Source organism: Pseudomonas sp. MF4836 (assembly GCF_002018875.1).
In the GTDB taxonomy this organism is placed as follows: Bacteria; Pseudomonadota; Gammaproteobacteria; order Pseudomonadales; family Pseudomonadaceae; genus Aquipseudomonas.
In genome coordinates, this window is the sequence record NZ_MVOL01000002.1 from 419,294 (window position 1) to 431,279 (window position 11,986).

Here is an 11,986-nt window from a genome sequence, read left to right on the forward strand (position 1 = left end):
TTCGTCGCCAAATTTGTGAGCGTCTGTGTCGGTGTGTACAATGACCTCCCTTTTGCCCCCGCAAAGCTGGCGTACGTTCGGCGCGGATGGTAACGGGTTGAATTGAAAAGAAATTTGCCTCGAGCAAGAGGCAGCCTGGTGAGAAAGTGTCTATGAAAGCAGGTCTGTACCAACCAGATGAATTCAAGGATAACTGTGGTTTCGGCCTGATAGCCCATATGCAGGGCGAACCCAGTCATACCCTGTTGCAAACGGCCATTGAGGCCCTGACCTGCATGACCCACCGCGGTGGGATCAACGCAGACGGCAAGACCGGCGACGGTTGCGGTCTGCTGATGCAAAAGCCCGATCTGTTCCTGCGCGCCATTGCCAAGGAACACTTCGGCAATGACCTGCCCAAGCAGTACGCCGTGGGCATGGTGTTCTTCAACCAGGATCCGGTAAAAGCCCAGGCTGCTCGCGAGAACATGAACCGCGAGATCCTGGCTGCCGGCCTGCAATTGATTGGCTGGCGCAAAGTGCCAATCGATACCAGCGTGCTCGGCCGCCTGGCCCTGGAGCGCCTGCCGCAGATCGAACAGGTGTTTATCGGTGGCGAGTCCTTGAGCGATCAGGATTTCGCGATCAAGCTGTTCAGCTCCCGTCGTCGCTCCTCGGTGGCCAACGCCGCCGACACCGACCACTACATCTGCAGCTTTTCCCACAAGACCATCATCTATAAAGGCCTGATGATGCCGGCCGACCTGGCCGCCTTCTATCCAGACCTGGGTGACCCGCGCCTGCAAACCGCGATCTGCGTGTTCCACCAGCGCTTCTCCACCAACACCCTGCCGAAATGGCCGCTGGCCCAGCCATTCCGCTTCCTCGCCCACAACGGCGAGATCAACACCATCACCGGCAACCGCAACTGGGCCCAGGCCCGTCGCACCAAGTTCGCCAACGACCTGATCCCGGACCTCGAAGAGCTCGGCCCGCTGGTCAACCGCGTGGGTTCCGACTCTTCCAGCATGGACAACATGCTGGAGCTGATGGTCACCGGCGGCATCGACCTGTTCCGTGGCGTGCGGATGATCATTCCGCCAGCGTGGCAGAACGTCGAGACCATGGACCCGGACCTGCGTGCGTTCTACGAGTACAACTCGATGCACATGGAACCGTGGGACGGTCCGGCCGGCGTGGTCATGACCGACGGCCGTTATGCCGTGTGCCTGCTCGACCGTAACGGTCTGCGCCCGGCGCGCTGGGTCACCACCAAGAACGGTTTCATCACCCTGGCTTCGGAAATCGGTGTCTGGAACTACCAGCCTGAAGACGTGATCGCCAAGGGCCGTGTCGGCCCGGGTCAGATCTTTGCCGTGGACACCGAAACCGGGCAGATCCTCGACACCGACGCCATCGATAACCGCTTGAAGTCCCGCCATCCGTACAAGCAATGGCTGCGCAAGAACGCCCTGCGTATCCAGGCGACCATGGAAGACAACGACCACGGTTCGGCTTTCTACGATGTCGACCAGCTCAAGCAGTACATGAAGATGTACCAGGTCACGTTCGAAGAGCGCGACCAGGTGCTGCGTCCACTGGGCGAGCAGGGCTACGAAGCGGTCGGCTCCATGGGCGACGATACGCCGATGGCCGTGCTGTCACAGCGTGTGCGCACGCCGTACGACTATTTCCGCCAGCAGTTCGCCCAGGTCACCAACCCGCCGATCGACCCGCTGCGTGAAGCCATCGTCATGTCGCTGGAGATCTGCCTCGGTGCCGAGCGCAATATCTTCCAGGAGTCGCCGGAACACGCCTCGCGCGTGATCCTCAGCTCGCCGGTCATTTCCCCGGCCAAGTGGCGTTCGCTGATGAACCTCGACCGCCCGGGCTTCGAGCGTCAGATCATCGATCTGAACTACGACGAAAGCCTTGGCCTGGAAGCGGCGATCCGCAACGTGGCCGATCAGGCTGAAGAAGCCGTGCGCTCCGGCCGCACCCAGATCGTCCTCAGCGACCGTCATATCGCACCGGGCAAGCTGCCGATCCACGCCTCCCTGGCCACTGGCGCGGTGCACCACCGCCTGACCGAAAAGGGCCTGCGTTGCGACTCCAACATCCTGGTCGAGACCGCCACTGCCCGCGATCCGCACCACTTCGCGGTATTGATCGGTTTTGGCGCTTCGGCGGTCTACCCGTTCCTGGCCTACGAAGTGCTGGGCGATCTGATCCGCACCGGTGAAGTGCTGGGCGACCTCTACGAGGTGTTCAAGAACTACCGCAAGGGCATCACCAAGGGCCTGCTCAAGATCCTGTCGAAAATGGGTATCTCGACCATCACTTCGTACCGCGGTGCGCAGTTGTTCGAGGCCATCGGCCTGTCTGAGGAAGTCTGTGAGCTGAGCTTCCGTGGCGTACCAAGCCGCATCAAGGGTGCGCGCTTTGTCGACATCGAAGCCGAGCAGAAAGCCCTGGCAGCCGAAGCCTGGAGCCCACGCAAGGCCATCCAGCAGGGCGGTTTGCTGAAGTTCGTCCACGGTGGCGAGTACCACGCTTACAACCCGGACGTGGTCAATACCCTGCAGGCCGCTGTGCAGCAGGGCGACTACGCCAAGTTCAAGGAATACACGGCGCTGGTGGACAACCGCCCGGTGTCGATGATCCGCGACCTGTTCAAGGTCAAGGTCCTGGATACCGCGCTCGACCTCAGCGAAGTCGAGCCCCTGGAGTCGGTGCTCAAGCGCTTCGATTCCGCCGGGATCTCCCTCGGCGCACTGTCGCCCGAGGCCCACGAAGCCCTGGCCGAAGCCATGAACCGCCTGGGTGCGCGTTCCAACTCCGGTGAAGGCGGCGAAGACCCGGCGCGTTACGGCACCATCAAGAGCTCGAAAATCAAGCAAGTGGCCACCGGTCGTTTTGGTGTCACCCCTGAGTACCTAGTCAACGCCGAAGTGCTGCAGATCAAGGTGGCCCAGGGTGCCAAGCCCGGTGAGGGCGGCCAGCTGCCAGGCGGCAAGGTCAACGGCCTGATCGCCAAGCTGCGCTATGCGGTTCCGGGTGTGACCCTGATCTCGCCACCGCCGCACCACGACATCTATTCCATCGAAGACTTGTCGCAGCTGATTTTCGACCTGAAACAGGTCAATCCCCAGGCGCTGGTCTCGGTCAAGCTGGTGGCGGAAGCCGGCGTTGGCACCATCGCCGCTGGCGTGGCCAAGGCCTATGCCGACCTGATCACCATCTCCGGCTACGACGGCGGCACCGGCGCTTCGCCGCTGACGTCGATCAAGTACGCGGGCGCTCCGTGGGAGCTGGGCCTGGCGGAAACCCACCAGACCCTGCGCGGCAACGACCTGCGCGGCAAGGTCCGGGTGCAGACCGACGGCGGCCTGAAAACTGGCCTCGACGTGATCAAGGCCGCGATCCTCGGCGCCGAAAGCTTCGGCTTCGGCACCGCGCCAATGATCGCCCTGGGCTGCAAATACCTGCGCATCTGCCACCTGAACAACTGCGCCACCGGCGTGGCGACGCAGAACGAGAAACTGCGCAAGGATCACTACATCGGCACCGTCGACATGGTGGTGAACTTCTTCACCTACGTCGCCGAAGAAACCCGCGAGTGGCTGGCCAAGCTCGGCGTGCGCTCCCTCGAAGAGCTGATCGGGCGTACCGATCTGCTGGAAATCCTCGAAGGCCAGACCGCCAAGCAGCAACACCTGGACCTGACGCCGTTGCTGGGCAGTGATCACATTCCGGCCGACAAACCGCAGTTCTGCCAGGTGGACCGCAACCCGCCGTTCGACAAAGGCCTGCTGGCCGAGAAGATGGTCGACATGGCGAGGTCGGCCATCAACGACCTCAGCGGCGCCGATTTTGCCCTGGATATCTGTAACTGCGACCGTTCGATCGGTGCGCGGATCTCCGGTGAAATCGCCAAGCTCCACGGCAACCAGGGCATGGCCAAGGCGCCGATCACGTTCCGCTTCAAGGGCACCGCAGGCCAGAGCTTCGGCGTATGGAACGCCGGTGGCTTGAACATGTACCTGGAAGGCGACGCCAACGATTACGTGGGCAAGGGCATGACCGGCGGCAAGCTGGTGATCGTTCCGCCCAAAGGCAGCGTGTACAAGACCCAGGACAGCGCGATTATCGGCAACACCTGCCTGTACGGCGCCACTGGCGGCAAGCTGTTTGCCGCAGGTACGGCCGGCGAGCGGTTCGCGGTGCGCAACTCCGGTGCCCACACCGTGGTTGAAGGCACGGGCGATCACTGCTGCGAATACATGACCGGTGGTTTCGTCTGCGTACTGGGCAAGACCGGTTACAACTTCGGCTCAGGCATGACCGGCGGGTTCGCCTACGTGCTCGACCAGGACAACACCTTCGTTGACCGGGTCAACCACGAACTGGTGGAAATCCAGCGGATCAGCGGCGAAGCGATGGAGGCCTATCGCAGCCACCTGCAACGTGTGCTGGACGAGTACGTCGCGGAAACCGACAGCGAGTGGGGACGTAATCTCGCCGAGAACCTCGACGACTACTTGCGTCGTTTCTGGCTGGTCAAACCCAAGGCGGCGAGCTTGAAATCTCTGCTCACCAGTACTCGTGCCAACCCGCAATAACGACGCAGCTGCAAGCGGCAAGCTTCAAGCCGCAAGTTAACAGCAGTGCGCGATATGCCTGCACACGTGATTGTCTTGCAGCTTGAAGCTTGTAGCTTCGAGCTGCTGCTAAGAGGTTTTGATAATGGCCGAACGTCTGAATAACGACTTCCAATTCATCGAAGTCGGGCGTAAAGACCCGAAGAAGAAACTGTTGCGTCAACGCAAGAAAGAGTTCGTGGAAATCTACGAACCGTTCAAACCCCAGCATTCGGCCGACCAGGCCCATCGCTGCCTGGGTTGCGGCAACCCGTATTGCGAATGGAAGTGCCCGGTGCACAACTTCATTCCCAACTGGCTGAAGTTGGTGGCCGAGGGCAACATCCTCCAGGCCGCCGAGCTGTCGCACCAGACCAATACCCTGCCGGAAGTCTGCGGCCGCGTTTGCCCCCAGGACCGGCTGTGCGAGGGTGCCTGCACCCTTAACGATGGTTTTGGCGCGGTGACCATCGGTTCGGTGGAGAAGTACATCACCGACACCGCCTTCGCCATGGGCTGGCGTCCGGACATGTCCAAGGTCAAGCCGACCGGCAAGCGCGTCGCGATCATCGGCGCCGGCCCGGCAGGCCTGGGCTGTGCCGACGTTCTGGTGCGCGGCGGCGTGACCCCGGTGGTGTTCGACAAGAACCCGGAAATCGGCGGCCTGCTGACCTTCGGCATCCCCGAGTTCAAACTGGAAAAGACCGTGCTGAGCAATCGCCGCGAAGTCTTCACCGGCATGGGTATCGAGTTCCGCCTCAACACCGAGGTGGGCAAGGACGTGACCATGGAGCAACTGCTCGCCGAATACGATGCCGTGTTCATGGGCATGGGCACCTACACCTACATGAAAGGCGGTTTTGCCGGTGAAGACCTGCCAGGCGTGCATGACGCGCTCGATTTCCTGATCGCCAACGTCAACCGCAACCTGGGCTTTGAAAAGTCGCCGGAAGATTTCGTCGACATGAAAGGCAAGAGGGTGGTGGTCCTGGGCGGCGGCGACACGGCGATGGACTGCAACCGCACGTCGATACGCCAGGGTGCCAAGTCGGTGACCTGCGCCTATCGTCGTGACGAAGCGAACATGCCGGGCTCGCGCAAGGAAGTGAAAAACGCCAAGGAAGAAGGGGTGAAGTTCCTCTACAACCGCCAGCCGATCGCCATTGTCGGCGAAGACAAGGTCGAAGGCGTGAAGGTGGTCGAGACCCGTCTCGGCGCGCCGGATGCCCGTGGCCGCCGCAGCCCCGAGCCGATCCCGGGTTCCGAAGAGATCATCCCGGCCGACGCCGTGGTCATCGCCTTCGGTTTCCGCCCGAGCCCGGCACCCTGGTTCGAGCAGTTCAGCATCCAGACCGACAGCCAGGGCCGCGTCGTGGCCCCGGAACAGGCCCAGTACAAACACCAGACCAGCAACCCGAAAATCTTCGCCGGTGGCGATATGGTGCGCGGTTCTGACCTGGTGGTGACGGCGATCTTCGAAGGGCGCAATGCGGCCGAAGGGATCCTCGATTACCTGGGCGTCTGACGACGCCAGCGGCAAGCTGCAAGCGGCAAGTCAGAGGCGATACAGCCTCTCTCTTGAAGCTTGCGCTTGCAGCTTTCAGCTGCTCCCCTCTGTGACAAATTGCCCCCATAGACATAAAGAAACGGCTCTTGCCGTGCCTTTTGCGTCGCGCTCTGAGAAAATGCCCCCACTTTTTTTCCGGATGCCGACATGACTGCCCTGAAGAACGACCGTTTCCTTCGTGCCCTGCTCAAGCAACCCGTAGACGTCACCCCGGTGTGGATGATGCGTCAGGCTGGGCGCTACCTGCCTGAATACCGCGCCAGCCGTGCCAAGGCCGGTGACTTCATGAGCCTGTGCATGAACCCGGAGTTCGCTTGCGAAGTCACGATGCAGCCTCTGGACCGCTATCCGCAGCTGGATGCGGCGATTCTGTTCTCCGACATCCTGACCATCCCCGACGCCATGGGCCAAGGCCTGTATTTTGAAACCGGCGAAGGTCCGCGCTTCAAGAAAGTCGTCAGCACCCTGGCCGATATCGAAGCCCTGCCGATTCCGGATCCGCACAAGGACCTGGGTTATGTGATGGATGCGGTCAGCACCATTCGTCGCGAGCTCAATGGCCGTGTACCGCTGATCGGTTTCTCCGGCAGCCCTTGGACCCTGGCGACTTACATGGTCGAAGGCGGCTCGTCGAAAGACTTCCGCAAATCCAAAGCCATGCTTTACGAAAACCCTCAAGCCATGCACTTGCTGCTGGACAAGCTCGCGCAGTCGGTGACGTCCTACCTCAATGGCCAGATCATGGCCGGCGCGCAAGCGGTGCAGATCTTCGACAGCTGGGGCGGCAGCCTCTCGGCGGCGGCCTACCAGGAGTTCTCCCTGGCCTATATGCGCAAGATCGTCAGCGGCCTGATCCGCGAGCACGAGGGGCGCAAGGTTCCGGTGATCCTGTTCACCAAAGGCGGCGGCCTGTGGCTGGAAAGCATCGCCGACGCTGGCGCTGATGCCCTGGGCCTGGACTGGACCTGCGATATCGGCAACGCCCGTGAGCGCGTCGGCAACAAAGTCGCCCTGCAAGGCAACATGGACCCGACCGTGCTCTACGCCAACCCGGAAGCGATCCGCACTGAAGTCGGGCGCATTCTCGCCAGCTACGGCAAAGGCAGCGGCCACGTGTTCAACCTCGGTCACGGCATCACCCCGGAAGTCGATCCGGAACACGCCGGCGCCTTCCTGCGTGCGGTGCATGAGCTGTCGGCGCAGTACCACGAGTAAGCGTCATCCGCTAAAAAACGCCCGGCCAGTGCCGGGCTTTTTTATGGGCGGGGTAAAGCGATCGGTGGATTAAGTTTCAATTCAGCATCACTGGTTAACCTGGCTCCATCGAAACCCACACTGGATCACTGCCATGAAAACCCGTTATCTCGTTCTGCTGCTTGCTCCGCTGTTCAGCACCGCTGCTCTGGCTGTCGGTTACACCGGCCCGGGCGCGCACGCGGTCACCACCGTTGCCGCGGCCAACGACGCCGCAGACGACACGCCGGTGGTGTTGCAGGGCCACGTGACCAAGAAGTTGAACAATGACGACAAGTACGAATTCAAGGATGCCAGCGGCACCATCACCGTCGAGATCGATGACGAGGACCTGCCGCCCGTGGCGTTCAACGAAAAGACCCGGGTCAAACTGACCGGTGAAGTCGAGAAGAGCCTGATGAAGCGCGAGATCGATGTCGACCTGGTGGAAATCGTCCAGTAATTCGCCCCGCCTTCTCAGATGCAGTCGCCCATGCCGGCGATCGGGTCCTGGTGCTCTACGCGCCGAACCCGATCGCCGGCATGGGCGTTTCAGATCACTGGGTGGCCAGTGGCGGCAGTTTCGACAGCTTCATGGCAATCAGCAGCGCGCCCACCAGCAACGCCCCGATAAACAGCCCGATCCCATTCCAGCCCCCCAGATGCCAGAACACCCCGCCGGCGGTGCCGGCGATGCTGGAGCCGGCGTAGTAGCTGAACAGGTACAGCGACGAGGCCTGGCCCTTGGCCTTGAGGGCGCGGCGGCCGATCCAGCTGCTGGCCACCGAGTGCGCGCCGAAGAAGCCGAAGGTGAACAGCAGCATGCCCGCCAATACCAGCGCCAGAGGTTGCAGCAAGGTCAGGGCGATGCCCGCCAGCATCAGCACGATGGTGCCCCAGAGCACGCGGCGACGGCCGAGCCGGTCGGCCAGGGCGCCGATTTTTGCCGAGCTGTAGATACCCGACAGATAAACCACCGACAGCAGGCCGACCAGCGCCTGGCTCATGTGATAGGGCTCGGCCAGCAGGCGGTAGCCGATGTAGTTGAACAGGGTCACAAAGGCCCCCATCAGCAGGAAGCCTTCAAGGAACAACCAGGGCAGGCCGGCGTCGCGAAAGTGCATGGTGAAGCCGTCCAGCAGGCTGCGCGGGTGCAGCGAGCGGGCGCGGAAGTTGCGTGATTCGGGGAGGATCTTCCAGAACACCGCCGCCGCGATCAGGGACAACCCGCCGATCACCAGCATCGCTGTGTGCCAGCTGACGAAGTCGATCAGGACCCCGACGATCAACCGCCCGCTCATGCCGCCGATGGCGTTGCCGCCGATGTACAGGCCCATGGCCAGACCGATGTGCTGCGGGTGGATCTCTTCGCTCAGGTAGGTCATGGCCACCGCCGCCAGGCCGCTCAGCGACAGCCCCACCAGCGCGCGCATCACCAGCACTCCCTGCCAGCTTGGCATCAGGGCGCTGGCCATGGTGCAGGCGGCCGCGGCCAGCAGCGCCGCGACCATCACCGGCTTGCGGCCGATACGGTCGGAGATCGGGCCGGTGATCAGCAAGCCGACCGCCAGCATGCCGGTGGCAACGGACAGGATCAGGCTGCTCTGGGCCGCATTGATGGAAAACTCTTTGGACAGCAGCGGCATCATCGGTTGCACGCAGTACAGCAGGGCAAAGGTGGCGAAGCCGCCGGCAAACAGGGCCAGCACGGTACGCATGAACATCGGCGTGCCGTGTTCGATGTAAATGTCACTGCGCAAAGGGAGAACGTCGTCGAGGGCGGGAGCGGGTGTTTCTTGGGCAAGTGGAGCAACGGCAGATTTCACGGGGACCTCAGGGGGGATGCGCAGCCGGTCAGGCAATGGAAAAAAGCATATAGCTGGCTAATGATTCTTTCCAATATATTGTTCGACCTGTTTGATAGGTTGTACGACCTAATGGAGTCTTTATGGAATTGCGTCATCTGCGCTACTTCATCGCGGTGGCCGAAGAGCTGCATTTCGGCCGCGCCGCGCAGGCCTTGGGGATCTCCCAACCCCCGTTGAGCCAGCAGATCCAGGCACTGGAACAGGAGATCGGGGCGCGGCTGTTCGAGCGTACCAACCGTCGGGTCGAACTCAGCGAGGCCGGGCGCCTGTTTCTCGAAGAAGCACGGCTGGTCCTGGCCCAGGTGGATAAGGCCGCCGATGTGGCCCGTCGCGCGCAACTGGGGGAGTTGGGGGAACTGAAGATCGGTTTCACCTCGTCGGCGCCCTTCAATTCCAATATCCCCCAGGCGATCTTCGCCTTTCGCCAGCGCTTCCCGGCGGTGCACCTCAACCTGCGGGAGATGAGCAGCACCCAGGTGGCGGATGCGTTGGTGGACCAGTCGATCCAAGTCGGCCTGATGCGACCCTTGCCGCTGCCTGACTCTTTGAGCGTGGTGGAGTTGCTGCGCGAGCCGCTGGTGGCGGTCCTCAGTGCCAAGCACCCGCTGGTGACGGGCAGTGAGGACGGCCTGCCATTCTCGGCGCTGGCCCATGAGCCGTTTGTGTTCTTCCCGCGCAGTTATGGCAGCGGCCTGTACGCGCAACTGCTGAGCCTGGCCCGTGATGCCGGGTTCACCCCGCATTTTGCCCAGGAGGCGGGCGAGGCCATGACCATCATCGGCCTGGTGGCGGCCGGGCTTGGGGTCTCGGTGTTGCCGGCGTCGTACCAGCGCATGCGCATCGACGGCGTGGTCTATCGCCGGCTGCTGGACCCGGAAGCGGTGTCGGCGGTATGGCTGGTACAGCGCACCGATCAGGCTTCGCCGATGGCCAAGGCCTTTGTCGAATTGCTCACGCGCAAGACCGAAAGCCTGGGAGGGCGGGCCTGATCGCCGGCCGGCAGGTTATTGCAGCCGCACCAGGTCGCCGCGCAACGCCACGCCGGCCATCAGCACTCCGGCATGGCACTCGTAGGTGTTGAGGTCCTTGCGCACGTGGTGCTTGTAGTAACTGACGATGTTGGTCACGGCATTGGCCCCGGCCTTCTTGGCAGCGGCCTGCAAGGTGATCAACGCCGATTGCAGCACCCATTCGCAGGCGTCGTTGTCGCTCTTGTTGAAGCCGTTGGTCTTTTTGTTGGTGGCGACGTCGCTTACCAGTAGGCGCATCGGTCCTGCCGGCTGGTTGCCGGCCAGGTAGAACTGCACGCTGCCGTCCAGGCGTCCGGCGCGGATCGCATCGGCCACGACTTTCTCGAAGGGCATGTACAGCAGGTTGGTGGCGTGCCCGGTGTCGGGCAGCAGGCTGAGCAGGGCAACGGCGAACAGGGCTTTGATAGGCATGGTCAGCTCCTTGACGTTGAAGGAGAACCGCGATCATCCGCCGGCCCGGAATGCGTTTGGACAACGCCGTGACGGTCACCTCGCAGTTCGCGCGGGCTGCAATGGGTCAGCTCGCTGTTGCGAGTGTAGACCGGGATTTGCCCCGCGCCGTAGCCGCTGCCGAGGCTCGAGGCTGCGCCGGCCCTCACAGCCGCCGTGGTTGCTTTGGCTGGCGGCAGCAACAGAAAGGGCGCCCTGAGGCGCCCTGGATGCAGCGGGGGCTTGGCTTACTGCACTTTGGCCAGGTCGCCGCGCAACGCTACGCCGGCCATGACGGCGCCGGCGTGGCACTCGTAGGTCTTGGCGTCTTTGCGTTCGTTGCTTTTGTAGAAGCTGGCGATGTCGGTCACGGCATTGGCGCCGACTTTTTTCGCCGCCTGGTGCAGGGTGATCAGCGCCGACTGCAGGGCCCATTCGCAGGCCACTTCGTCAGACTTGTTGAAAGCGTTGGTTTTCTTGTTGGTCACGGCGCCCGGGCTGATGACCGAGACCTTGCCCGCTGGCTTGTTGCCGGCCAGGTAGAACTTGACGCTGCCGTCGATCTTGCCGGTGGCGATGGCTTCGGCGACGACTTTGTCGAATGGGAGGTACAGCGCGGTGTCACGGGCCTGGCTGATGCCGGGCAGGGTAGCGAGCAGCAGGGTGGCGGCCGCGGCCAGGGTCTTGATTTGCATGGTGGTCTCCTTGACGTCTAAGGGGGGCAAAGCACAAAGGTGCAGCCGCCGCCCTGGGGCGACGGCTACAGATCAGTTCGGCGCAGGGATGGCCTGGGCCGCGTCGGACAGCTGTTGCGCGGTGCGTTCGTTCTGGTTGTCACGCAGCTCGCGCAGGATGCCCTTGTCCAGCAGGCGCACCCAGCGGATGTAGTTCTTGTGGATCTTGCCGTCCTTGTAGTCCAGGTCACGGCTGTCGCGGTAGACGATCTTGTAGAAGCTGGCCGAGTACTCGATGTCGATCTCGGCATGGAATTCCTGGCGCACGGTGATCTGCGCCTGGATCAGGCCAGGGCTGATGCGTTGCACCTCCCACTTGCGGGCCACCAGGTTTTTCAGGATGGCCTGTTTGACCTGGTCCTGGTCGGCGGTGATGGTCGCCGGGATGACGCGGTTCGGGGTGTACATGCGTTTGCTGGTGCAGGAGACCGTGGTCAGCAGCGCCAGGACGATCAAGGTTGCGCGAAGCAGGGAAGACATTCCGTTTTCTCCAGTGGGGTGGGGC

Annotated in this window: 9 protein-coding genes; 5 read left to right on the forward strand and 4 right to left on the reverse strand. The window is 62.5% G+C overall.

The annotated features are described in order from the left end of the window. Nucleotides 1-152 precede the first annotated feature (152 nt). The 4 genes from gltB to MF4836_RS05295 all read left to right on the forward strand — a co-directional run bounded on the left by gltB (nucleotide 153) and on the right by MF4836_RS05295 (nucleotide 7,882). Complete coding sequence (gene gltB / locus MF4836_RS05280) at nucleotides 153-4,601, forward strand: glutamate synthase large subunit (RefSeq protein WP_078469459.1); 4,449 nt, start codon at nucleotides 153-155, stop codon at nucleotides 4,599-4,601. 124 nt (nucleotides 4,602-4,725) lie between these two features. Then, a complete protein-coding gene (locus MF4836_RS05285; protein ID WP_078469460.1) occupies nucleotides 4,726-6,144 on the forward strand; it encodes an FAD-dependent oxidoreductase in 1,419 nt (472 codons plus the stop codon). A 189-nt stretch (nucleotides 6,145-6,333) separates the two neighbouring features. Further along, complete coding sequence (hemE, locus tag MF4836_RS05290) at nucleotides 6,334-7,401, forward strand: uroporphyrinogen decarboxylase (RefSeq protein ID WP_078469461.1); 1,068 nt, start codon at nucleotides 6,334-6,336, stop codon at nucleotides 7,399-7,401. A 133-nt stretch (nucleotides 7,402-7,534) separates the two neighbouring features. Beyond that, nucleotides 7,535-7,882, forward strand: a complete 348-nt coding sequence (locus MF4836_RS05295; protein WP_078469462.1) for a YgiW/YdeI family stress tolerance OB fold protein — start codon at nucleotides 7,535-7,537, stop codon at nucleotides 7,880-7,882. Between the two features lie 94 nt (nucleotides 7,883-7,976). Here the strand turns inward: MF4836_RS05295 and MF4836_RS05300 are convergent, their stop codons facing one another. After that, a complete protein-coding gene (locus MF4836_RS05300; RefSeq protein ID WP_078469463.1) occupies nucleotides 7,977-9,245 on the reverse strand; it encodes an MFS transporter in 1,269 nt (422 codons plus the stop codon). Nucleotides 9,246-9,367: 122 nt separating this feature from the next. Here MF4836_RS05300 and MF4836_RS05305 point away from each other — a divergent pair, with 122 nt between their 5' ends. Continuing rightward, nucleotides 9,368-10,276, forward strand: a complete 909-nt coding sequence (locus MF4836_RS05305; protein ID WP_078469464.1) for a LysR family transcriptional regulator — start codon at nucleotides 9,368-9,370, stop codon at nucleotides 10,274-10,276. A 15-nt stretch (nucleotides 10,277-10,291) separates the two neighbouring features. On the opposite strand, the gene MF4836_RS05310 is transcribed toward MF4836_RS05305, so the two are convergent. From MF4836_RS05310 to MF4836_RS05320, 3 genes are all read right to left on the reverse strand, one after another. After that, on the reverse strand, nucleotides 10,292-10,729 hold the full coding sequence (locus tag MF4836_RS05310) for a hypothetical protein (protein ID WP_020297415.1): 438 nt from the start codon (nucleotides 10,727-10,729) through the stop codon (nucleotides 10,292-10,294). A gap of 266 nt (nucleotides 10,730-10,995) precedes the next feature. Beyond that, nucleotides 10,996-11,442, reverse strand: coding sequence for an excinuclease (locus tag MF4836_RS05315; RefSeq protein WP_078469465.1), 447 nt, complete (start codon nucleotides 11,440-11,442; stop codon nucleotides 10,996-10,998). A gap of 72 nt (nucleotides 11,443-11,514) precedes the next feature. Then, nucleotides 11,515-11,961: a hypothetical protein gene (locus tag MF4836_RS05320; protein ID WP_078469466.1), complete on the reverse strand. Its 447-nt coding sequence runs from the start codon at nucleotides 11,959-11,961 to the stop codon at nucleotides 11,515-11,517. Nucleotides 11,962-11,986 lie beyond the last annotated feature (25 nt).

Coding starts and splice junctions, on each gene's coding strand:
- MF4836_RS05315 (WP_078469465.1), bottom strand. CDS start 11,442: ATGCAAATCAAGACCCTGGCCGCGGCCGCCACCCTGCTGCTCGCTACC.
- MF4836_RS05285 (WP_078469460.1), top strand. CDS start 4,726: ATGGCCGAACGTCTGAATAACGACTTCCAATTCATCGAAGTCGGGCGT.
- gltB (WP_078469459.1), top strand. CDS start 153: ATGAAAGCAGGTCTGTACCAACCAGATGAATTCAAGGATAACTGTGGT.
- MF4836_RS05320 (WP_078469466.1), bottom strand. CDS start 11,961: ATGTCTTCCCTGCTTCGCGCAACCTTGATCGTCCTGGCGCTGCTGACC.
- MF4836_RS05305 (WP_078469464.1), top strand. CDS start 9,368: ATGGAATTGCGTCATCTGCGCTACTTCATCGCGGTGGCCGAAGAGCTG.
- MF4836_RS05310 (WP_020297415.1), bottom strand. CDS start 10,729: ATGCCTATCAAAGCCCTGTTCGCCGTTGCCCTGCTCAGCCTGCTGCCC.
- MF4836_RS05295 (WP_078469462.1), top strand. CDS start 7,535: ATGAAAACCCGTTATCTCGTTCTGCTGCTTGCTCCGCTGTTCAGCACC.
- hemE (WP_078469461.1), top strand. CDS start 6,334: ATGACTGCCCTGAAGAACGACCGTTTCCTTCGTGCCCTGCTCAAGCAA.